We start from the raw sequence: 23,726 nt of genomic DNA, 5'->3' as shown, positions 1-23,726 counted from the left end.
CTTGGGAATGTTTTGGTATCTTATAGTCTTTAATCAAAGTTTAATTGGAAAAAAAGGACGAAATAGGCTAGAATAAAGCGTATAGAGCTTACAGGAAAAATGATAAAGCCTGTGTTTGTCTTGGTTGAACAGTAACATACGATGTATTGAAATGCCTTATTAAATATTTCTATTGAAAGGAGGTCTTTTGTTGAACAGTAACATACGATGTATTGAAATATATATTGTCCATAGGTATCCGACCATTCCCTAGAAGTTGAACAGTAACATACGATGTATTGAAATACCAATGACGATTGCAATCCATAAAAGCGTGAATAGTTGAACAGTAACATACGATGTATTGAAATCCATCAACGGCCCTTGCCACAAGATGTATAAGTACAAGTTGAACAGTAACATACGATGTATTGAAATGCGCATATTGCACAGTGACCCCAGCGACAGCGGTAGTTGAACAGTAACATACGATGTATTGAAATCGGAATAGTCTGTGTCCTGATCGTCAAACTCAACATGTTGAACAGTAACATACGATGTATTGAAATGTTGTCGTAACACGTGTATGACCTAGAATTGTTTTAATGTTGAACAGTAACATAGGATGTATTGAAATCTGTTGAAAGCTAATACGTTCCATAATCCAGGACTTACTTGAACAGTCCTATATATTATAGCAACAAAAGCCTACGCGCAAAATTGTGAAACGGAGTAAGACATGATTAATATAAACAATAGAAGACTAACCATTGGTGTAGTGTTGCTTATTATCTTGAGCGTATGGCTACATTGGGGGAACACTTCGATTCAATTAACTTATATAACTGCAAGAAGCAAGGAGTTACCTAAAAGCTTTGAAGGATTTTCCATAGCCCACGTATCGGATTTGCACAACACGCGATTTGGCGCTAACCAAGAAGCTTTGTTAAAAGCGATTAAAAAGGAGGCACCAGATATTATTGTTATTACTGGAGACCTTATTGATTCTTATAGTACGGATGTAGAGATTGCGATGGAATTTGTCAATGGAGCTGTGAGTATCGCTCCAGTTTATTATGTTACGGGAAATCATGAAGCACGTGTTAGCACAGCGTTTGATAAACTTAAGCAAGATATGCTTCAAGCGGGTGTTGTCATGCTAGATAATGAAGGGATAACGCTTGAACATCAAGAAGAGCAGATAAGACTTTTAGGTGTCAATGATCCCTTCTTTGAAAAAGACAATCAAGAAGAATCCGATGCACATTATATGAAGCGTACATTGGCATCCTTAATAAAACCTGATGATCCTTATACGATTTTGCTATCCCATCGTCCTGAGATGTTTGAAATATATGTCGATCAAGGCATTGACTTGACCTTTAGCGGTCATGCCCATGGAGGTCAGATTCGTCTTCCTTTGGTTGGTCCGATATTAGCCCCGCATCAAGGGGTTTTCCCAAAATATGCTAATGGTCTATATTCGAAAGATTCAGGTCAGATGATTGTCAGTCGAGGTTTAGGCAATAGCCTTTTTCCTTTGCGTATTAATAACCGCCCTCAGCTTGTCATTGCAACTTTAGAAAAGAAAAGATAATCTTTTAAAAGTTTGCTTGAAATACATTTTATATTGGGTTAGACTCAACTTAGATCAAGATCTAAATGACGAGAAGAGGAGGAAGTTATTTCTTGGTAACATATAAACCAAGGAATCTACGTAGAAAAAATAACGATATTTTATGCGACAATATCAATGGAAGTCTTTAGATAACCTTATAAGAAAAGAGTATCATAACATGACGGGAATAGTTATTGCACAAGGAGAAAGGTGCCTGTACGAGCAGTATTATCAAGGGTATAGACGAGAAGATAACGTTCATGTAGCATCGGTTACAAAAAGTCTTTTGTCTATGCTTATCGGTATTGCTATCGATCAAGGAGCGATAATAGATGTTCGCCAGAAGGTTTTGGATTTTTTCCCGGAATACGTTGTCAAAAGACGAGAAAAAAGAATTTATGAAGTTACAATCTATGATCTTTTGACGATGACAGCCCCCTATAAGTATCAATATGAACCATATACAAAAGTATATTCTAGTGAGGATTGGACAAAAGCAGCGCTAGATTTACTGGGAGGGAAAAAAGAGGTAGGAACCTTTAAGTATTCTACGGTAGGAGTTCAAATTTTATCCGGTATTCTTGAACAGGCAACAGGTATATCGGTAGTTGATTTTGCCTGGAAATTTTTATTCCAACCATTGGATATTCAAAGACCAGCTCGACGCTATATTTATACGAAAGAGGAGCATATAGATTTTTTGAAAAATAAGCATGTGGATGAATGGGTGGTTGATCCCCAAGGAATCAATACTGCAGGATGGGGGCTAACGTTAAAACCTGTTGATATGCTAAAACTTGGACAATTGTATTTAAATCAAGGGATATGGAAGGGAAAGCGTTTGATTTCTCAGGCATGGATTGAGGAAAGTACTAGGCAGCACAGTAGCTGGGGTGAATTAGCATATGGCTATCTATGGTGGGTTTTTGACCAAGAAAATTCTCCGGCTTATGCCGCAATTGGAGATGGCGGTAATGTAATCTACATATGTCCACGTACTAGTGTTGTAGTTGCTATTGCATCAAGCTTTATGCCACGAGCAAAGGATCGTGTTGAACTTATTCAAAAAGAGATTATACCATTTCTGTCTTAAATAAGGAGGTAACGATGACCCAAGAAAATGCATTGAATCACGCTTTGAATTTATTGGAAGAAACAGGTCCTGAACAAGCTTATCTATATTTGAAAAATCATAGTGGGCAATGGGAACAGTTGGACTCCCAGTATTATAACTTTTTGTATTGTCTAGCATCAATAATAGATAAGGATGAAGAAGCGCTTACATACCTTGAAGAGGCGATTGTAGAGCGTGGGTTATGGTATCGTCCCCAAGTGTTTGAGGATGATGACCTAGATAACATACGGGATACAGAGCGATTTAAGCGGTGTAAAAGTATATCGGATGAACGTTTTTATGAGGCGGAAAAATCAGCTCAGACCATTTGTACATGGAATGCCAAGGAAAAAAACTGTCTAGCCTTGGCGTTACATGGTAACCAACAAAATATTCAAGACAGTCAAAATGCTTGGGGATTTTTAGAAGCGTTAGGTTACCAAGTCGAATATGTACAATCTAAACATATTGATTCTTATGGAATCTATCGCTGGGAAGATAACCTAGCGGATGAAGAACAATTAAAAAAAGTCTTGGAATCCACGATGTGGCATCAATATGAAGAGACGGTGCTATGTGGATTTTCTGCTGGGTGCCATGTTATCTTAAAGGCTATGTTGGATGAAGCAATTGAATGCGATACACTTATTCTTCAATCACCATGGATTCCATTGAGCGATACCTCGATTGAAGCGTTGACCTTAGCACTAAGGTCTAAGAAGACAAGAGTATTCATTATGTGTGGCAAGGATGATCGTGATTGCTTTGACCAAAGCCTAAGACTATACCAGAAGTTAAAATTCGATGGTGTTAAGGTTTCAAAACAATGGATAGAGCATTTGGGGCATGAATTTTCGCCAAATTATACAGGTCTTGTTAAAGATTTTTTAGAGGGAGAGGATGAAGATTAATCTATATTATGAAGAAGCTGGAAAAGGGGAAGTATTGATTCTACTTCATGGGAATGGAGAAGATCATTCGTACTTTACACATCAAATAGACTATTTTAAGCACTTTTATCACGTGATTGCAATTGATACCAGAGGGCACGGCAAAAGCCCTCGAGGAGAAGCACCATTTACCATTCGACAATTTGTAAAAGACCTATATGCTTTTTTTGAAGAACATGATATAGAAAAAGCCCACCTATTAGGTTTTTCAGATGGGGGTAATATTGCAACGTTGTTTGCCATGATGTATCCGAATCGAGTGGACAAATTGATTCTTAATGGGTCCAATCTATCTGCAAAGGGGGTAAAACCAATCTATCAAGTTCCAATTACGTTGCTGTATTGGGTAATGTGCCCGTTGGCTTTTTTTAATAAAAAAGCCAAGCATATGGCAGAGTTATTTAGACTTATGGTCCATGACCCTAATATTGACCCTCATGAATTAAGTGCAATTAAAGCTAAGACGCTTGTTATTGCAGGGACTCGAGATATGATTAAGAAGAAACATACGCAGTTGATTTGTGATTTGATACCCGATGCGCGTTTATCTATTCTTGAAGGAGATCACTTTGTTGCACATAAAAATCCTTCCATATTTAATAAGGTTGTAGAAAGCTTTTTGTAATCATTACAAAAAAATAATAATTACAATATAATGCTTGATAATTTTCTGAAAACCATTTAGAATAGAATGTGGGAGGTGTAATCATGCAAAAGTATATCTGTACAGTATGTGGTTATATTTACGATGAAGCACTAGGACGGCCCCAAGAGAATATTTTGCCGGGTACCGTCTGGAGGGAAGTGCCGAACGACTTTATGTGCCCTTTATGTGGAGCGACAAAGGATGAGTTTGTCTTGCAACAAGCAGAACAAAAGGATGAGCAAAAACCTGTAAGCGACTCTACAACGTTAGGAGTGTCACAAGATAAGGCTGAAAGATCGAATGCACAATTAAGTGTCATCTTTTCAAACTTAGCCAAAGGATGCGAAAAGCAGTATTTACCTGACGAATCCAAATTATTTCAAGAATTAGCTAATCATTATGCACAGCGTAGTCAAGTTTTAACAGAGGATTCTTTTGAAGCTATGCGCATATTACTTCAAAAAGACTTAGATTATGGCTTTGGTGAAGCCAATAATCAAGCAAGACGTGCGATGGACAGAGGTAGCTTAAGAGCCCTGACTTGGAGTGAAAAAGTCAGCAAAATCATCAATGCAATTTTTTCACGCTATGAAAAACAGCAAGCGACTTTACTTGAGAACACCAAGGTGTATGTTTGTGAAATATGTGGATTTATCTCTTTAAGCAATGATTCACCGGAAATTTGTCCGGTATGTAAAGTGCCAAGTATGAAGCTAATGGAAATACAAAGGGAGGAAAAATAATGCATGCCGTTCGTAATATACGTTTATGTACCAAAGACTGTCTATGCTTGTATGTATGTCCGACCGGAGCAACAGATACAGAGACAGGGCAGATTGATCCTGAAAAGTGTCTGGATGGATGTCGCTTATGTGTGGATGCGTGTCCGTCGCATGCGATTTCACTTGTTCCAGAAGTATATCCAGAGCAACAAAATAAGAAAGAGGAAGTTGTAAATACTCTTTTTCAATTAGCCGAAAGCAAGACGCAACAAGAACGTATCGCTAAGAATATTGAGGAAAATACCCAAGATGCCATAATAAAACAATTAGCAAAAGCCCTTCGGTATTCGAATCGTATCATGGCAGAAGATCTTGTGCGTGAAGCGGGATATATGACACCTCAAAGCAAGAATACACGAAAGCTATTGTTGGAGCTGTTGAATGCACAGACAACGGATAGTTCAATGAAGGTAGTTATTCAGCAATTGCTGGATTTATTAAAAATGAGTAAAGAAGAAGGAGACAAAAAAATGGCAGATCAAAACAAGTATGCAGGAACAAAAACAGAAAAAAATTTAATGGAAGCGTTTTCAGGAGAAAGCCAAGCGCGTAATAAGTACACATATTTTGCCGGTGTTGCAAAACAAGAAGGTTATGATCAATTAGGTGAAATATTTTTAAAAACTGCACGCAATGAACAAGAACACGCAAAGCTTTGGTTTGAAGAATTAGGTCATATTGGAACGACTGCTGAGAATCTACTTGCTGCAGCAGAAGGTGAAAACTATGAGTGGACAGACATGTATGAACGTTTTGCAAAAGATGCAGAAGAAGAAGGATTCAAATCATTAGCTGCAAAGTTTAGACGTGTGGGTGCCATCGAAAAATCTCACGAAGAACGCTACCGCGCGCTGCTTAAAAATGTTGAGATGCAACAAGTCTTTGAAAAAGGCGAAGAAGCTATGTGGGAATGTCGTGTATGTGGACACCTTGTGATGGGTAAAAAAGCTCCGGTTGTATGTCCGGTATGTCGCTATGAACAATGTTATTTTGAAGTGCGTTCTGAAAACTATTAATACTATAATTAATCCGGTAGCTTTGCTACCGGATTCTATTGATTTACCATAGGAGGAGACAATGAATAAAACTGTATTGTTTGCGTTTAAAGGAGATCCGATGTGCTTTGTACATGTGTTGCTCAATGGATTAGAGCTGCATGAAAAGGGCATGGGAGGCTTGATTGTCATTGAAGGAGAGGCTGTAAAGCTCGTTCAGCAAATGGAAGAGGCAATGAATCCGTTATATATGAAGGCGAAAGAAAAAGGCTTGATTGATGGAATATGTCAAGGATGCTCAGCGAAGATGGGGGTTCTTGAATATAATGAAACGGTAGGCATTCCAATTGTTGGCGATATGAGTGGACATCCATCCATGGCAAAGTATATTGAAGCAGGCTATGCAATTATTACATTATAAATCCATATAAAAGCACAATAAAAAGCCGATACGTTATTAATTAACCATCGGCTTTTTACCATACCATATTCAACTTATTGTTATACATATACTAATTGCTTGTTCATTCCTTCCAAAGCATAAATACTAGATTCTCTTAATACATATACCTAAAAATTTGCTTTTAAAATATCAAAAGCATTACTTACTTCGATGTTGCTTGTACTTCTTCAACACTTTACTTGGTGTTGTCTTACTTTACTACTTTACTTATAGGGTTTTTTATACCCAACATCTATACTACTACTTGATGCAAACTACTTTTATAATTTGTCAAGGTTAATAAGTGAATAGGGCATGTAAGAAGAAGTGTTGCTCTTTCTTCTATAATCTAATTATATCACACATCTCGCAAATGTAAAGAGAAAAGTCAGATAATTTAATGTAAAAACCTAAGTATTTTGAACTATTAAAGATTGTGCACAATTGAATTGTGCTTTACACTAAAAACGAGATATGGTATAATTTTCATAACAAAACATAAGGAGGTTATTGATATGTTATATGATATTTATGTACGGGATGCTAATGGAGAAGACATTAAATTAGAAGCGTATAAAGGAAAAGTATTGCTGATTATTAACTCGGCGACAGCATGTGGATTGACACCTCAATATAGTGGCTTACAACAGCTATATGAAAAGTATAAAGAGCAAGGATTTGAACTTTTGGATTTCCCGTGTAATCAGTTTGCCAATCAGGCACCGGGAGACATAGAAGAAATCAAGACTTTTTGTGAATCGCGATTTGGCGTGACTTTTAAGGTGTTTGATAAAATTGATGTCAATGGAGAAAATACCGCCCCGCTATTTGAGTTTTTGAAAAAAGAAAAAGGAGGTCTTTTGGGTTCAAAGATTAAGTGGAACTTTACAAAATTCTTAGTTGACCGTGAGGGCAATGTCATTAAACGTTATGCACCAACGGTTGAACCTGAAAAGATAGCAGAAGATATAGAAGCATTATTATAGCAATGGATAGGATAAATATAGAAAAGGTTGATAGCCAAGAGGGCATCAACCTTTTTATTTTACTTGATTAATTTGATATCGCCAACTAATGGTAACTTTTTAGCTTGTCCATTGGCTGCGCCGATAAGCGTAATAAGGTGGATAACAACTAGCACTAACCAGCCAAGAACACTGATAATCCAGCCAAGAATTGGAACCATTCCGATAACAGAAAGTGCGAGATAGCCCAAGACAAGGAGTAATCCTTGGTTAACATGGAATTTCACAAAAGGTGAATCCTTTGCTCCATCAACAAGAAGCGGAACAAAAAAGATGATATATGCAAGTATTGCCATACCCTTATTTTTTTGAATGTCCTCTTGTGTAAATAATTCCTTCACATTATTGTTTTCTGACATATTAAACCTCCATTTATATATTTATAAAAACCTTTACACATATATAATATCAGAAAACCGTTCAAATAGAAAGATAAAAATACATTTTACTCAAAAGAGGAAGAGGTCTCTAATAATTGCATGCCTTTATTTTTATCAAGGGTTTGCTTAATCGACCATTCATATTGGAATAAAAGTACAGGCTGTTCTTTTTCGCTATAGACAAGCATAGCATCCATGGAAGTTTTTAATTTTTGATCGTCAAAATCATCCATCTCAACCCAACGTACATACTTGTGTGGAAGGGCATGTTTAGAGATTTCAACATTGTATTCATTGTTTAATCGATATTCTAATACATCAAACTGCAATACGCCGACAACCCCAATAATGATTTCTTCAGAACCGGTAAATGGACGCTTAAAAATTTGAATGGACCCTTCTTCGGATAATTGCTGAATACCCTTTAAAAATTGCTTCCGTTTAAGTGCATTAACTGTGGATATGCGCATAAAATGTTCGGGGGCAAATTGAGGAATATCAGCAAACTGTAATGTGGAAGAGCCTACAGCAAGCGTATCACCAATTTTGTAGATACCAGGGTCATGAATACCGATAATATCTCCAGAATATGCTTCATCAACAATTGAACGATCTTGAGCCATGAACTGTTGTGGCTGAGAGAGTTTGACTTTTTTCTTTTTTTGTATATGATTAACCATCATGTCTTTTTCAAACTTCCCTGAACAAATCCGTAAAAAAGCAATACGGTCACGATGCGCAGGATTCATATTCGCTTGAATTTTAAATACAAATCCACTAAAGTTATTGCCCATAGGGTCAACAAGACCTTCGTTGCTTTTTCTTGCCATAGGTGAGGTGCTTATATTTAAAAAGTCTTCAAGAAAAGGTTCGACGCCAAAGTTAGTCAAAGCACTTCCAAAAAATACAGGGGTTAATTCGCCTCGAAGAATTTTATCCAGATCATAAGGGTCGCCCGCTTCATCAAGTAATTCAATATCTTCAAGGAGCTGTTCGTACAAGGCAGGACCTAAAAGAGATTCAATACGTTCGTCATCTATTTTGACAAAGGTGTTTTCGGTTTTGGACTGTCCATGATTTCCGGCGCCAAAAAGTTGGACGACTTCTTTTTCACGGTGGTAAATTCCACGAAAATCTTTTCCCATGCCTATAGGCCAGTTCATGGGGCAAGAGCGAATGCCTAGAACATTTTCTAAGTCTTCAAGCAACTCATAAGGGTCTAAACCTTGGCGGTCTAATTTATTGATAAATGTAAAAATAGGTATATTTCTCAACTTACATACTTGGAACAGTTTCTTTGTCTGTGCTTCGACACCCTTTGCACAGTCAAGAACCATGACAGCGTTGTCAGCTGCAACCAGTGTCCGATATGTATCTTCACTAAAATCTTGATGCCCAGGTGTGTCAAGGATATTAATACAATAACCGTCGTAGTTAAATTGTAAAACAGAAGATGTTACAGAGATACCTCTTTGTTTTTCAATCTCCATCCAGTCAGATACAGCGTGCTTGTTCGAGCGACGTGACTTTACAGATCCAGCTTCACGAATGGCTCCACCATATAATAGAAACTTTTCAGTTAATGTTGTTTTTCCTGCATCAGGATGAGAGATAATTGCAAATGTACGACGTTTTTTTATTTCGTTCATATATTGGTTTGTCTTTGTCATAATCGATCCTTTACTATATAGAGTAACATAAGTTCAAAATTTCCTTTTATAGAGTATAATGATATAGGATGAATGTCAATAGAATCTAAGAATTAGTTAAGCTTTATGTGACAATATCCATTAGGATTTTTTTTGAGATAGCGTTGATGATATTCTTCGGCATCAAAAAAGCTCTCTAGAGGTTTGATTTCAGTAACAATTGGATCACTATATCGGTTTTGTTCATCATAGAGGCTTTCTTTAATTATATCATAGTCGCTGGGGTCTATATAATAGATGCCTGTTCGGTACTGACTTCCGACATCAGGACCTTGGCGATTAAGTACGGTAGGGTCAATGATTTGCCAATAGGCATTTAAAAGTTGAGGTAAAGATACAGTATAAGGATCATACTCTATATGTACAGCTTCTGCATGATGCGTTGTACCTGAACAGACCAACTCATAGGAAGGATTTTTAACGGTTCCATTGGCATAGCCGACTTTTGTTGATAAGATACCGGGAATTCGAGAAAAATATTCTTCGACACCCCAAAAGCATCCACCTGCAAATACTATTTTTTTCATTTGAATACCTCCTTTATGTACGTACATTATAACATATTTTTGGTCTATTTGGTATGATTTTGTTCGGATATGGTTGATGGCTATTGAGTATATTGCCAAAAAGTTTGAAAGTGATTGACAGTAGATTTCAAACTATGTAGAATATCTCTGTAAGTATTACTACTTTACTACATGAAAGGGGTATCATATGTTTCAACTCAAAGAACACAACACAAATGTTAGAACTGAAATTCTAGCAGGATTTACTACTTTTATGACAATGGCGTATATACTAATTGTCAACCCGAACATCTTAAGTGCAATCGGAGGCGAAGTAACATTTAATGCAGTCTTTGTTGCAACAGCTTTAGCGGCTTTTGTCGGAACGACAGCGATGGCCTTACTTGCGAACTATCCGTTTGCATTGGCTCCTGGGATGGGGTTAAATGCTTTTTTTGCGTTTACAGTTGTTTTAGCTGGCAGATTAACATGGCAACAAGCATTAACGGCTATTTTAATCGAAGGTATTATCTTTATTATATTAACATTTGTTAATGTGCGTGAAGCATTATTTAATGCAATTCCTATGACATTAAAATACGCAGTAAGTGCCGGTATCGGTTTATTTATTGCATTTATCGGTTTTCAAAATGCAGGTATTGTTGTTGCAAATGATGCAACACTTGTTGCGATAACAGAAGACATTACCCAAGCACCTGTTGTTCTAGCTTTGTTAGGTGTAATTATTACAGCAGTTCTTGTTGTTAAAAAAGTTAAAGGGTCAATTTTATACGGAATCATCATAACATGGGTTTTAGCAATTGTTGCGGAAGGAATTGGCTGGTATGTTCCGGATATGGAAAATACATTCTCTGTTATTCCAAGCGCAATAGCAGCACCTATTGAAACCAGTGGACTATTGTTGTTTAGATTTGATTTTGCAGCACTTGCAAATCTTGATTTTTGGGTCATTATGCTATCCTTTTTGTTTGTAGATTTATTTGATACATTAGGAACACTTATTGGTGTATCCTCAAAAGCAGGGTTTTTAGATAAAGAAGGCAAACTTCCAAAAGCAAAGCAAGCCTTACTTGCAGATGCAATAGGAACTACATTTGGTGCGATGATCGGAACATCAACGACCACAACATATGTGGAGAGTGCAGCAGGTGTAGCGGACGGTGGACGTACCGGACTTACGGCATTGACAACAGCTATTTTATTCTTGTTGGCACTACCATTTGCTCCATTGTTTGCAGCTATTCCATCTTTTGCAACAGCACCAGCCTTAATCATTGTAGGATTTTACATGATGGAATCGGTGATGAAGATTAACTTTGCAGACCCAACAAAAGGTATTCCAGCATTTTTAACTGTAATTGTAATGCCGATTATGTACAGTATATCTGAAGGTATCGCATTTGGTGTTATTAGTTATACAGTAGTTAATGTCTTTTCAAAGAACCGAAAAGATGTGCATCCGTTGATGTATGTGTTGACCATACTCTTTGTTTTAAAATTTATCTTTTTCTAGACAATACCTAGAAAATCATGTATATTAAATATATACTTTGTTCTGTATGACTGGCGGATTAGTGGGATTAAACCCTATGGGAGTACAGAAAACATATGCCGACCGCCTGGGCGAAAAAGACACGTGTTCTTTTTTGTTCAGGTGGTCTTTTTTTCTGGAACGCGATGTAAATAAGACAATAGTTTTAGGAAAGGGTGTGTGTTATGAAGCAAGATGCATGGCAAGGGTTTCAAGTAGGTCATTGGAGTGAGACCATTCATGTACAAGATTTTATTCATCTTAATTATAGGCTGTATGAAGAAGAACCTATATTTTTATGCGGACCGACAGCAAGAACAAAAAAAGTCTATGCCCAGTATGAAGCACTTCGACAGCAAGAACTAGATCAAGGTGGGGTTTTGGATATTGACACAGAGACGGTTTCCTCGCTTTTAACTTTTTCACCAGGATATGTGGATAAGAAAAACGAGTGTATTGTAGGCTTGCAAACAGATGAACCGCTTAAGCGTGGTGTTAATCCGTTTGGTGGAATTCGCATGGCAAGAAGTGCATGTGAAGCGTATGGATATAAACTCAGTGACAAGGTTGAACAAGAGTTTGCCTATAAAACGACACATAATGATGGCGTTTTTCGAGTATATAATGAAGAGATGCGACAGGTGCGCCGAGCTGGCATTATTACTGGTTTGCCGGATGCCTACGGACGAGGACGCATTATTGGAGACTATCGTCGTATTGCTTTATATGGTGTTAACTTTCTTGTGCAAGATAAGCAAAAAGATAAAGACCGTATCAGTGAGTTGCAAATGACAGAAGAACGCATTCGTTTGCTTGAAGAACTCCATCGTCAAATCGACTTTTTGGATAAACTCAAAGCTATGGCTAGAATGTATGGTGATGATATTAGCGCACCAGCAAAAAATGCACGTGAAGCAATTCAGTGGACATATTATGGATATCTTGCAGCTGTTAAAGAACAAAATGGAGCGGCGATGAGCCTTGGACGGGTGAGCAATTTTTTTGATATTTATATTGAACGCGATATTTGCCAAGGTGTCCTTGATGAAAGCCATGCACAAGAACTTATCGATGATTTTGTGATGAAGCTTCGGATGGTTAGACAGCTACGAACGCCGGAGTATAATGAATTATTTGCAGGAGACCCTAATTGGATTACAGAAGTTGTTGGCGGACTTACAGAAGGGGGCAGACCCCTTGTAACCAAGACTTCCTATCGTATGTTACAAACTCTATACAATTTAAACCCTGCACCAGAGCCTAATTTGACGGTATTATGGTCCGACAAGTTACCGAAGGCTTTTAAAGAATTTTGTGCAAAGATTTCGATAGATACAGATGCAATACAATATGAAAATGATGACTTGATGCGGCCGATATATGGCGATGACTATGGAATTGCTTGTTGTGTATCAGCTATGAAAATCGGTAAGCAAATGCAATATTTCGGCGCAAGGTGTAATTTGCCAAAGGTATTGCTGCTTGCCCTAAATGGAGGGCGTGAAGAGTTACATGGTTATCAAATCGGACCACAGATGCAACCTATAGCAACAGAATTTCTTGACTATGAGCAAGTAATGGAACGGTTTGAGATTTACCAAAAATGGTTGGCAAAATTATATGTCAATATTATGAATATTATTCATCGAATGCATGATAAGTATGCCTATGAAAAGACACAGATGGCTCTACATGATACTTATGTTCAACGGTTTATGGCTTTTGGAATGGCAGGACTTTCTGTCATGGCAGATTCTTTAAGTGCAATTAAATACGCCAAAGTTCGCCCGATTACAGATGCACAGGGGTGGATTGTAGATTTTGATGTTCAAGGTGATTTTCCAAAGTTTGGTAATAATGATGATCGGGTTGATAAGATTGCTGTGAAACTCACCGAAGATTTTATCAACGAGCTACGTCAACATGAGACATATCGTGAGGCGATTCATACTTTAAGTATATTAACAATCACTTCCAATGTGGTCTATGGAAAAAAAACCGGAGCGACGCCGGATGGACGACGCCTAGGCGAACCTTTTGCACCCGGGGCAAACCCAATGCATGGACGAGACACAAAAGGGGCGCTAGCCTCATTAGGGTCTGTTGCAAAAATTCCTTATGATGCTTGTCGAGACGGAATTTCGTGTACATTTTCCATACACCCTCAAGCTTTAGGAAAAAAGGTAGAGAATAAGACGAAAAATCTTGTGGCTATTCTTGATGGATATTTTAGCCAAAAAGCGCACCACTTAAATGTCAATGTATTAAACCCGGACACGTTAAAAGATGCGATGAATCACCCGGATAAATATCCGAATCTAACAGTACGTGTCTCAGGATATGCGGTGAATTTTAATCGCTTAAACAAGGAACAGCAGTTGGAAGTCATTGCACGTACATATCATAATCATATATAAAAATAAATGTTTTTGAAAGGAGCAATTATGCGCGCATTAATCAGTGTATCAGACAAAACAGGTATTGTAGAATTTGCCAAACGATTATCAGAACTTGGAGTAGAAATTATCTCAACAGGAGGGACAAAGACAAAGCTTCAAGAAGCTGGTCTTGATGTTATAGGCATTAGTGATGTGACAGGTTTTCCGGAGTGTCTAGATGGACGTGTCAAAACATTGGATCCACACATTCACGCAGGAATTCTTGCTATGCGAAGTAATACAGAGCATATGAAGCAGATTCAAGAGCTTGGAGTGACACCTATTGATTTAGTTGTCGTAAATCTATATCCTTTTAAACAAACCATCTTAAAAGAAGGAGTTCAGTTGGAAGAAGCTATTGAAAACATTGATATCGGTGGACCGACAATGTTACGTTCGGCAGCTAAAAACTATCAAGACGTATCTGTTATCATTGATCCGGCGGACTATGAAGTTGTTCTTGAAGAGTTAAAAACAAATAAAAAAGTTTCGGTAGATACAAATTTTTACCTAAGTAGCAAAGTGTTCGAACACACTTGTGCATATGACACAATGATTGCTAACTATATGCGTAAGCAACGCGGAGCCAAAGAACTACCGGAACAAATGACAATGACTTTTGAGAAAGTTCAGGATATGCGTTATGGTGAAAATCCACATCAAAAAGCTGCGTTTTACAAGGAAATCGGTAATACAAAAGGGTTCTTGACCAATGCAGTTCAACTTCATGGAAAAGCATTGAGTTTTAATAATATCAATGATACCAACGGTGCTCTTGAATTATCTAAAGAGTATGATGAACCCACAGTTGTAGCATGTAAGCATGCAAACCCATGTGGTGTGGGAAGTGCAGATACTATTTATGATGCCTATATGAAGGCGTATACTTCCGATCCAAAATCTATTTTTGGAGGCATCATTGTTGCAAACCGAGAGATAGATGTGAAGACAGCAGAAGAAATCAATAAAATCTTTATCGAAATTGTAGTGGCGCCTAGTTATTCGCAAGAAGCGCTTGAAGTTCTTAAACAAAAGAAAAATATTCGTTTGTTAGAATTAAAAGATATTGATAAAAAACAACCAGAGACAGCTTATGATTTGAAGAAAGTCAGTGGTGGATTGTTAGTTCAAACCATTGATGCCAAACTTTTTGGTGAAGAGCTTACAATTGTCACTAAGCGACAACCAAGTCAAGAGGAAATGGAAGACTTGAAGTTTACGTGGAAGATTGTTAAGTATGCTAAGTCGAATGGTATTGCCATAGGCAAAGAAAAACAATCAATTGGTGTAGGTCCTGGACAAGTAAATCGTATTTGGGCGGCAGACCAGGCGATTGACCATGCGATAGAAGCCCTTGGGGAAGAAGCTTTACAAGGGGCAGCATTAGCTTCAGATGCATTTTTCCCATTTTCAGATGTTGTAGAATCAGCAGCAAAGGCGGGAATCACTTGTATTATTCAACCGGGAGGATCCATGCGTGATCAAGAATCTATTGATGCATGTGATAAGTATGGTATTGCAATGGTCTTTACGGGAATGCGCCATTTTAGACATTAGTGAGCAAAAATGAACAAAAAGACCAAAAGTGAAATTTTGATTAAATTTATATAAGGGACTTGTATACGAGACGAATATATGATAGATTATAAATATAGCTAGTCATCCTTTCTCGTGCACTAGCACATTTGTGACTAGACTATAACCCTTATTAATTATTTATACTCCCCTCATCAAAGTAAAAAAAGGCCGTAAGGTCTTTTTTTACTTTATATTCAATGATATAATGAAAAAGATAGTTATTTTAAGAATATTAGATGTAAAAAATAAAGGAGATGTAAAATGTTTGACATTTCATCCATAAAAAATGAAAATCAAAAAAGTTTCTATGAAGCGCTATACAATTTTGTTGAAGGGATACTTCATGAAGAAAAAGATCCCATTGCTAATCTTGCCAATGTAGCCAGCTTACTATACAACACATTGGATAACGTGAATTGGGCTGGGTTTTATCTTTTAAAAGAAGAGGAATTGGTCCTTGGACCCTTTCAGGGAAAGCCTGCATGTATTCGTATCAAATTAGGCGAAGGTGTTTGTGGTAAAGCAGTTTCGGAGAAATCAACGCAACGCGTTATGAATGTACATGAGTTTCCGGGACATATTGCATGTGATGGAGATACCAATTCTGAAATCGTCATTCCACTCTATCACGAACAAAGAATTATCGCGGTCCTAGATATAGATAGCCTCATACTTAACCGATTTAATGCAACTGATCAAGAAGAACTTGAAAAAATAGCCCGTTACGTAAGTGATGGATGCAATTGGGAGGTCATCAAATGAGTTATACCTTATTAAAACAAGAGAAACTAAATGATTTACAAGGTGTTGGATACCTTTATCAACATAACAAGACCAAAGCAAAGATTTGCTTTATTTCCACAGAAGATGATAATAAAACATTCTCTATTGCATTTAGAACGCCACCCAAGGACAGTACAGGGGTAGCCCATATTATAGAACACTCTGTATTATGTGGTTCAAAAAAATACCCGGTAAAAGATCCGTTTATTGAACTGGCCAAGGGGTCGTTAAATACTTTTTTAAATGCAATGACTTTTTCAGATAAGACCATGTATCCGGTAGCCAGTGTCAATGAAAAAGATTTTCACAACCTGATGGATGTATATTTGGATGCAGTTTTTTATCCAAATATATATACGGAAAAAAAGACTTTCGATCAAGAAGGGTGGCACTATGAACTTGACGATGTCAATGGGCATGTAGAATATAAAGGGGTTGTATATAATGAGATGAAAGGCGTCTTTTCATCACCGGAACAAACCTTATTACGTTCAATTCAAGCAGAGCTTTTTTCAGAGCATGTCTATGGCGTTGAATCGGGTGGAGATCCTATGGATATACCCAACTTAACCTATGAGGATTTTTTGGAATTTCACCGAAACTATTATCACCCGTCAAACAGTTATATCTATTATTACGGAGATATGGATGTGGAACAAGAGCTTGAACGCCTTGATAGCATGTACCTATCAAATTTTGAGTATCGTCAGGTAGATTCAGCGATAGAGTTGATGCAACGTTATGCTGCGCCTAAAAAAGTTGAGGGCGACTATCCGATTGCTGAAGACGAACCCATGGATAAACGTACATATTTAAGTTATAATGTGTTGCTTGATGAATCCAAGTATGTTGTTGAGAGTATGGCTATGGATATTTTAGAATATCTATTGGTGGATGCACCTGCAGCTCCGATTAAGGAAGCTTTATTGGATGCAGGGATTGGTGAAGATGTATTTTCAAGCTATGATGATAGTAAACGTGAAGGCAACTTCTCCATTATTGCAAAAAATAGTGATGCGAACCAGCAAGATAATTTTGTTAATGTGATAGAGACGACTTTGGCCCGTATTGTAAAGGATGGATTTGATCAAGATAAGCTACAGGCAGCGATTAACAAATTTGAGTTTCGTGTCAAAGAGGCTGATTTTGGGCAATATCCTACAGGGGTTATCTATGCCATCAAGACCTTAGAGACATGGTTATATGATGAAGACCCATTTGTTCACTATTACTATGATGATTTGTTTGATACTTTGAAGCAAAAAGCAGATGAAGGCTTGTTTGAACAGCTTATTGAACGATACTTTTTAAATAATCCCCATAAAGTATACTTGACATTAAAACCAAATAAAGCTTTTAATGCGGCCAAGGAAGACGTGATTCGTAAACAATTGGAAACATATGAACAAAGCTTGTCAGAACAAGAGCGTCAAGCATTATATGAATATACACAGGAACTTATTCGTTTTCAAGATGCACCAGATACCCAAGAAGACTTAGATAAGCTTCCACAGCTAACGCTTGAAGATATTCCAAGGGACAAAAAGGAATTTACTTATACGACAGATATGCTTGATGACACAAAAGTGCTTTTTAGAGAGGCACAAAGTAAAGATATTGTCTATGTTAAAGCTGCCTTTGATGTCTCCCATGTTAGTGAAGAACAGCTTGCTATATTAAGTATGTTGACAAAGTTCCTTGTACAATTAAGTACAGAAAAAAATCATTATGGACTACTATCGGACAAAATCAACAAAAACACAGGCGGTATCCATATTAAACTTTCTGTATATGATCATAAAGATTCGGTTAAATACTATTCGCCTATGTTAGAAGTTGTTGGAAAAAGTTTTGTTGACCAATTAGGACAGATGTATGGATTGTTCCATGAAATTATTACGCAGACACGTTTTGATGAAGTAAAGCGTATGCGTGAATTGTTAAATGAAATCAAGTCACGTCTTCAGATGAGCTTAAAATCAAGGGGGCATAGCAGTGCTACACTTCGGGCTCAAAGTTATATGAGTGCCAGCGGTAGTTATAAAGAACATATTCAAGGTATAAGCTTTTATGATGAAGTGTGTGACTGGCAATCACGTTCGGATGAGGATTTGAAAGAGCTTGGAATCCTCATGCAAAGAATCCTAGAAAGTATTATAACAAATGATGGCTTAACACTTGCCATTACAGCAAGCGGCGAATATCGCAATACGATTTTTAACCATACCAATGAATTTGTATTTTCTCTACCAAACAAAAAGCGAACGATGGAAAAAGCAGTGGTTGAGCTTTCCACTCCAATAAATGAAGGGATAAAAACAATTTCGGATGTACAATATGTAGCGATGGTAGGCAATTTTAAGCAACATGGCTTTGACTATCAAGGTTCACTTAAAGTTTTAAATACAATCATTAGTCTAAATTACTTATGGAATCAAGTGCGTATCAAAGGCGGAGCATATGGTGCCTTTTCGGGGGTGAGTCGTAACGGAATGTTGACATTTTCTTCTTACCGAGATCCAAATTTAGGCAAAACCATGGATGTCTATCAAGGTGTGGCAGAATTTATTGAAACACTTGATTTAAGTGAAAAAGAGTTAACAAAATATATCATTGGGACCATGAGTAATTTTGATCGTCCATTAACGCCAACGATGGAAAATGATAAGATGATGTCCATGTACTTTTCAGAGATTACCCATGACGATGTGTTGAATAATCGACATGAAATTTTAGATACAACATTAGAGACACTTAAAAGTTATCGTGAAATGTACCAAAAGATTTTTGTTAAGCCAATGTGCTGTGTTCTAGGTAATGAAGGCAAAATTGAAGCAGAAAAAGAACGGTTTGAAGCAGTGCGAACACTTTTGTAATAGGATTGGATGTTGACATTTAAATTAACATGCGATATATTAAGAAAGTAATGGTTACAAATTAAGAATGATTTATAACTAATAATTAATTAGGAGGTAACATTATGAAAAAATATGTATGTACAGTATGTGGTTATATTTATGATCCTGAAGCAGGTGATCCAGATAACGGAGTAGAGCCTGGAACTTCTTTTGATGATGTACCTGAGGATTGGGTATGTCCATTATGTGGAGTTGGTAAAGAGGATTTTGAAGAAGCGTAAGAGCTGAAAAAGAAAGGGTGCATTTTATGACTGTGACAGAAATTACAGATTTTTTAAATGCACATCATATTAAACCATCCTATCAACGAATTAAAGTCTACGAATGTTTAGTTAATCAAGGCAATCATATGACAGTTGAGAGTATATATCGTGAACTTATTACGACAATACCAACACTTTCAAAGACGACGATTTATAACACGTTAAAAATCTTTGAAGAACATCATATCATTAATGTGATTAATTTAAGTGGGACAGAGATGCGTTATGACTTGATACTCAAAGAGCATGGTCACTTTCAATGTAGTATATGTGAAGAGATTGTTGACTTTGAGATTCAGGAACCACGCGCACAGATTGAAGAGATAAATGGTTTTAAAATTGAAGAAAGACATGTATTTCTAAAAGGGATTTGTAAAGACTGTTTAGAAAAAATGTAAAAAGGTTAAAAGCGATTTTCTTTCGAGAGAATCGCTTTTCTTGCACGAAATGAAGGAGGTTATTTATGAAAATAGTTGTTATAGGCGGAGTTGCAGCTGGTATGAGCGCAGCAGCCAAAGCGCGACGCGAAGATAAAGATGCTGAGATTATTGTATACGAAAAAGGCGGTTTTGTATCCTATGGTGGATGTGGCATGCCTTACTATATAGGTAATGAGCATCAAAGCTATGAAGAGTTAATTATTCGAACCCAAGAGCAATTTAGGGATTCTGGAATTATGGCACATATATATCATGAAGTCATCGCAGTAGATACAGATGAGCAAACCCTTAAAGTGCATGACTTAAAAAAGGACGAAGTATTTACACAATCTTATGATCGCCTAATGATTGCCACAGGCGCGCATGCTATTTTACCTCCACTTGAAGGTCACCAGCTTCAAAATATCTTGCCCCTTAAAACCTTAGAAAATGCCATTGAAATAAAAGAGCGCATTATGGATAAGACGGTTGAAGAAGTGACGGTAGTCGGTGGAGGCTATATCGGTATTGAGATTGCTGAAAACTTGGTTGAACTTGGCAAAAAAGTACGGATTATTGAACTTCAAGATCGGATATTATTACCCTTTGATGAAGAGATAGCATCCCATGCCCATAATGCTTTGATTGAAGCCGGGGTTGATATTAAGCTGAAGGAAAAAGTGGTTAAATTTAAAGACCGTAATGGAGACGGCATCGTTGACTATGTCGAAACCGACCAAGGAGGATACACAACGGATTTTGTTATTATGTCAGTGGGTATCAAACCGAATACGGAGTTTTTACAAAAGTCAAAGATTGCTTTGGCAGATAATGGTGCGGTTGTTGTTGACCAGCAGATGCGAACAACGGTAAGTAATGTCTATGCGGCAGGAGACTGTGCACAAGTATATCATTTCCAAAAGAAAAAAAATGTTTATCAACCTCTAGCGACTACCGCTAATAAGTGCGGCAAACTGGTTGGAATCAATATTACCGGAGGTCAAGAGAGTTTTGCGGGAGCAATTGGCTCGGCGGCAATTAAGGTCATGGACTTAGAACTAGCACGTACAGGTTTAACTGTAGATGAGGCACTCGAACTTGGATTTGTGGCAAAGAGTAAGATAATTAAAGCACATGACCACCCTAAATATTATAAAACCCAGCATCAGATTGTCTTTAAAGTGATCTATGATGCAGATACGAAGCAAATTCTAGGCGTTCAAGGTGTAGGAGAAAATGATGTTGTCATGCGGATCAATATGTTTGCAGTAGCTATTTTTGCCAAAATGACAGCGGATGAGTATAGTATGATTGACTTATGTTATGCGCCGCCATTTTCCGGTTCATGGGACGCAACACATATTGTGGCTAATGTTATCAAATAACATGAGATGACAGTTGAAGCAATAAGATGTATAAGATATACATTATAACTTGTACTTAAAAATATCTTGGCTTATAATGAAAAAGACTTAACGAATAACCAATGTATAACAAAATAGGACAAGAGAAAAGGAGGGAGACTATGATCGAATGGTGGGATGAACTCATATTGCTGAAGCAGATTTTTTATACAATTGCGATTCCGGCAACGCTTATTTTAGTGATTCAAGCGATTTTTTCAATGCTAGGGCTATCCGATATGGATGGAGAGATGGATGGCATGGATGGAATAGGAAGCGAAGGCGTCACTTCGTTTGGAGACATGGATGAGATTTTTGAAGTGGATCTAGAAGATGCAAATACTGTTTCAGATGGATTTGTTGGTGATTTTCGTTTCTTTACATTTCGAGGGTTAATTGCATTTTTCTCGATTTTTGGTTGGACAGGTGCAATCCTTGCAGGAAAAAGTTCGACAGTTGTTGCTGTGATAGGTGCGACACTTGCCGGATTAACAGCGATGTTTGTTGTAGGATATCTATTCTATATTATGACAAAGCTTCAATCCAGCGGTAATATTGCGTATATAAATGCAATTGGAAAAACTGGCGAAGTATACTTGACGATTCCACCAAACAATCAGGGGAAAGGAAAAGTCATGCTGACAGTTCAAGAACGTTTGATTGAGTGCAGTGCAATGACAAAAGGCGATGCACCCATTAAGACAGGAGAGACCGTCAAGGTAATTGGATTATTGTCAGACCATACACTAATCGTAGAGAAAAATTAGGAGGTAAGTATAGTGGGAGAATTTGAAGTTTTAATCCTAATAGTTGTAATTGTACTGATACTATTTACAACATTAGCAGCATTATTAACAAGATACAAACGGTGTCCATCGGATAAGATTTTAGTTATTTATGGTAAAGTGGGAAGTATTGATGGCATGGATACAAGTTCAAAATGTATCCATGGTGGAGCAGCATTTATTTGGCCGGTGATTCAACAATATGAGTTTTTAGATTTAACACCTATATCCATTAATGTTGATTTGCGTAATGCATTGTCAAAACAAAACATCCGTGTTGATGTTCCTTCAAGATTTACAGTAGGGATTTCAACAGAAGCCGGTGTGATGCAAAATGCTGCGGAACGCTTACTTGGACTAAAGCTTGCTGAGATAGAAGAATTAGCCAAAGACATTATTTTTGGACAGTTACGTCTTGTTGTTGCAACAATGGATATTGAAGAAATCAATACGGACCGTGACAAATTCTTAGATGCTGTATCACGCAACGTAGAGTCTGAATTGAAAAAAATTGGATTGCGTTTGATTAACGTGAACGTAACCGATATTATGGACGAATCAGGATACATTGAAGCCTTAGGAAAAGAAGCAGCAGCCAAAGCGATTAATGATGCGAAAAAATCAGTGGCTGAAAAAGACCGTGATGGATCTATCGGTCAGGCAGAGGCACAACGTGACGAACGTATTCGCGTATCGGCAGCGAACTCAGTGGCTATTGAAGGTGAAAACCAGGCACGTGTAACGATTGCGAACTCAGATTCTGAAAAACGTCAAAGAGAAGCAGAAGCTTTAAGGACAGCAACTGCAGCAGAAAAAGTTCAAGCGGCGTTAGCCTTAAAAGAAGCTTATGAGTCAGAACGTGAAGCGGAAATGGCACGTGCGCAAAAAGAAAAAGCAACAAAAGAAGCAGACATTATCGTACTTGCGGAAGTTGATAAACGTCGCCTTGAAATAGAAGCCGAAGCCGAAGCTGAACAAGCTAGACGCCTTGCAAAAGGTGAAGCAGACGCAATCTATGCAAAAATGGAAGCGCAAGCGCGAGGTACGTTTGAAGTCCTTAGTAAGCAAGCGGATGGTTTTAGAGCCATGGTTGAGGCTGCTGGTGGCTCGGACGATGCAATTCGATTGCTAATTGCAGATAAGATGGAAGATCTTGTTAAAGTACAAGTTGAAGCAATCAAAAACATTAAGATTGATAAAGTTACCGTTTGGGATTCAATGAACGGTGAAAACGGAAAGCCCGCAACGGCAAACTTTTTATCGGGATTAATGAAGTCGATTCCACCAATGAACGAAATGTTTGATATGGCTGGAATGGAGCTACCATCCTATCTTGGTAAGAATAAAGAAGTTATGGAAGCAAAAGCTGTTGCTGAAAAAGCGGCTATTGAAAAAGCTATTGATGAAGAATAAGAAGACTATATGTGTTCTATAAGGTGCA

The 23,726-nt window shown here is 37.5% G+C and carries 21 protein-coding genes, 1 CRISPR repeat array and 1 riboswitch; of the genes, 18 read left to right on the top strand and 3 right to left on the bottom strand.

Features of this window, described 5'->3' with window-relative positions; all coding sequences use genetic code 11:
• Positions 1 to 123 precede the first annotated feature (123 nt).
• Positions 124 to 616: direct repeats of the CRISPR family, unit length 30 nt; unit sequence GTTGAACAGTAACATACGATGTATTGAAAT.
• A 102-nt stretch (positions 617 to 718) separates the two neighbouring features.
• The 8 genes from QBE53_10825 (at position 719) to QBE53_10790 (ending at position 7,512) form a co-directional block, all read left to right on the top strand.
• Positions 719 to 1,576, top strand: coding sequence for a metallophosphoesterase (locus QBE53_10825; GenBank protein ID WZL80298.1), 858 nt, complete (start codon positions 719 to 721; stop codon positions 1,574 to 1,576).
• A gap of 199 nt (positions 1,577 to 1,775) precedes the next feature.
• On the top strand, positions 1,776 to 2,690 hold the full coding sequence (locus QBE53_10820; protein ID WZL80297.1) for a serine hydrolase: 915 nt from the start codon (positions 1,776 to 1,778) through the stop codon (positions 2,688 to 2,690).
• 14 nt (positions 2,691 to 2,704) lie between these two features.
• Positions 2,705 to 3,622, top strand: a complete 918-nt coding sequence (locus tag QBE53_10815) for a hypothetical protein (protein WZL80296.1) — start codon at positions 2,705 to 2,707, stop codon at positions 3,620 to 3,622.
• The gene (locus QBE53_10810; protein ID WZL80295.1) at positions 3,612 to 4,286 is read left to right on the top strand and encodes an alpha/beta hydrolase; all 675 of its coding nucleotides are present in this window, start codon (positions 3,612 to 3,614) and stop codon (positions 4,284 to 4,286) included. Before QBE53_10815 ends, QBE53_10810 begins: the two co-directional genes overlap by 11 nt.
• Before the next feature lie 83 nt (positions 4,287 to 4,369).
• Positions 4,370 to 5,050: a rubredoxin gene (locus QBE53_10805; GenBank protein ID WZL80294.1), complete on the top strand. Its 681-nt coding sequence runs from the start codon at positions 4,370 to 4,372 to the stop codon at positions 5,048 to 5,050.
• The gene (locus tag QBE53_10800; protein WZL80293.1) at positions 5,050 to 6,105 is read left to right on the top strand and encodes a ferritin family protein; all 1,056 of its coding nucleotides are present in this window, start codon (positions 5,050 to 5,052) and stop codon (positions 6,103 to 6,105) included. The genes QBE53_10805 and QBE53_10800 overlap by 1 nt, the downstream gene beginning before the upstream one ends.
• A 61-nt stretch (positions 6,106 to 6,166) precedes the next feature.
• A complete protein-coding gene (locus tag QBE53_10795) occupies positions 6,167 to 6,505 on the top strand; it encodes a hypothetical protein (protein WZL80292.1) in 339 nt (112 codons plus the stop codon).
• Between the two features lie 536 nt (positions 6,506 to 7,041).
• The gene (locus QBE53_10790) at positions 7,042 to 7,512 is read left to right on the top strand and encodes a glutathione peroxidase (protein WZL80291.1); all 471 of its coding nucleotides are present in this window, start codon (positions 7,042 to 7,044) and stop codon (positions 7,510 to 7,512) included.
• 59 nt (positions 7,513 to 7,571) lie between these two features.
• On the opposite strand, the gene QBE53_10785 is transcribed toward QBE53_10790, so the two are convergent.
• From QBE53_10785 to msrA, 3 genes are all read right to left on the bottom strand, one after another.
• A complete protein-coding gene (locus QBE53_10785; protein ID WZL80290.1) occupies positions 7,572 to 7,910 on the bottom strand; it encodes a hypothetical protein in 339 nt (112 codons plus the stop codon).
• Positions 7,911 to 7,996: 86 nt separating this feature from the next.
• Positions 7,997 to 9,601, bottom strand: a complete 1,605-nt coding sequence (locus QBE53_10780; protein WZL80289.1) for a peptide chain release factor 3 — start codon at positions 9,599 to 9,601, stop codon at positions 7,997 to 7,999.
• A gap of 92 nt (positions 9,602 to 9,693) precedes the next feature.
• Positions 9,694 to 10,167 (bottom strand): peptide-methionine (S)-S-oxide reductase MsrA, encoded by a 474-nt coding sequence (msrA, locus tag QBE53_10775; protein ID WZL80288.1) that lies wholly within the window; start codon positions 10,165 to 10,167, stop codon positions 9,694 to 9,696.
• A gap of 187 nt (positions 10,168 to 10,354) precedes the next feature.
• Here msrA and QBE53_10770 point away from each other — a divergent pair, with 187 nt between their 5' ends.
• The 10 genes from QBE53_10770 (at position 10,355) to QBE53_10725 (ending at position 23,698) form a co-directional block, all read left to right on the top strand.
• Positions 10,355 to 11,680: an NCS2 family permease gene (locus QBE53_10770; GenBank protein WZL80287.1), complete on the top strand. Its 1,326-nt coding sequence runs from the start codon at positions 10,355 to 10,357 to the stop codon at positions 11,678 to 11,680.
• Positions 11,681 to 11,716: 36 nt separating this feature from the next.
• A riboswitch (ZMP/ZTP riboswitch) is annotated at positions 11,717 to 11,799 on the top strand.
• 84 nt (positions 11,800 to 11,883) lie between these two features.
• Positions 11,884 to 14,115 carry a formate C-acetyltransferase gene (gene pflB, locus QBE53_10765; GenBank protein ID WZL80286.1) on the top strand — a complete coding sequence of 744 codons (2,232 nt, stop codon included), beginning with the start codon at positions 11,884 to 11,886 and terminating at the stop codon, positions 14,113 to 14,115.
• Between the two features lie 27 nt (positions 14,116 to 14,142).
• Positions 14,143 to 15,693 (top strand): bifunctional phosphoribosylaminoimidazolecarboxamide formyltransferase/IMP cyclohydrolase, encoded by a 1,551-nt coding sequence (gene purH / locus QBE53_10760; protein ID WZL80285.1) that lies wholly within the window; start codon positions 14,143 to 14,145, stop codon positions 15,691 to 15,693.
• Between the two features lie 282 nt (positions 15,694 to 15,975).
• Positions 15,976 to 16,476 (top strand): GAF domain-containing protein, encoded by a 501-nt coding sequence (locus QBE53_10755; GenBank protein ID WZL80284.1) that lies wholly within the window; start codon positions 15,976 to 15,978, stop codon positions 16,474 to 16,476.
• Positions 16,473 to 19,373: an insulinase family protein gene (locus QBE53_10750; GenBank protein ID WZL80283.1), complete on the top strand. Its 2,901-nt coding sequence runs from the start codon at positions 16,473 to 16,475 to the stop codon at positions 19,371 to 19,373. The genes QBE53_10755 and QBE53_10750 overlap by 4 nt, the downstream gene beginning before the upstream one ends.
• A gap of 104 nt (positions 19,374 to 19,477) precedes the next feature.
• On the top strand, positions 19,478 to 19,636 hold the full coding sequence (locus QBE53_10745; GenBank protein ID WZL80282.1) for a rubredoxin: 159 nt from the start codon (positions 19,478 to 19,480) through the stop codon (positions 19,634 to 19,636).
• Between the two features lie 26 nt (positions 19,637 to 19,662).
• Positions 19,663 to 20,076, top strand: coding sequence for a Fur family transcriptional regulator (locus QBE53_10740; protein WZL80281.1), 414 nt, complete (start codon positions 19,663 to 19,665; stop codon positions 20,074 to 20,076).
• Positions 20,077 to 20,141: 65 nt separating this feature from the next.
• Entirely contained in the window at positions 20,142 to 21,482 is a 1,341-nt protein-coding gene (locus QBE53_10735; protein WZL80280.1) for a CoA-disulfide reductase, read from the top strand.
• A 140-nt stretch (positions 21,483 to 21,622) separates the two neighbouring features.
• The gene (locus QBE53_10730) at positions 21,623 to 22,267 is read left to right on the top strand and encodes a hypothetical protein (protein ID WZL80279.1); all 645 of its coding nucleotides are present in this window, start codon (positions 21,623 to 21,625) and stop codon (positions 22,265 to 22,267) included.
• A 12-nt stretch (positions 22,268 to 22,279) separates the two neighbouring features.
• The gene (locus QBE53_10725; protein WZL80278.1) at positions 22,280 to 23,698 is read left to right on the top strand and encodes an SPFH domain-containing protein; all 1,419 of its coding nucleotides are present in this window, start codon (positions 22,280 to 22,282) and stop codon (positions 23,696 to 23,698) included.
• The last annotated feature ends 28 nt before the right edge of the window (positions 23,699 to 23,726 follow it).

The organism is Vallitaleaceae bacterium 9-2 (genome assembly GCA_038396585.1).
Lineage (GTDB): Bacteria > Bacillota > Clostridia > Lachnospirales > Vallitaleaceae > UBA1351.
Note: the sequence above shows the minus strand (reverse complement) of the source record. Positions and strands in the feature narration are given on the sequence as shown.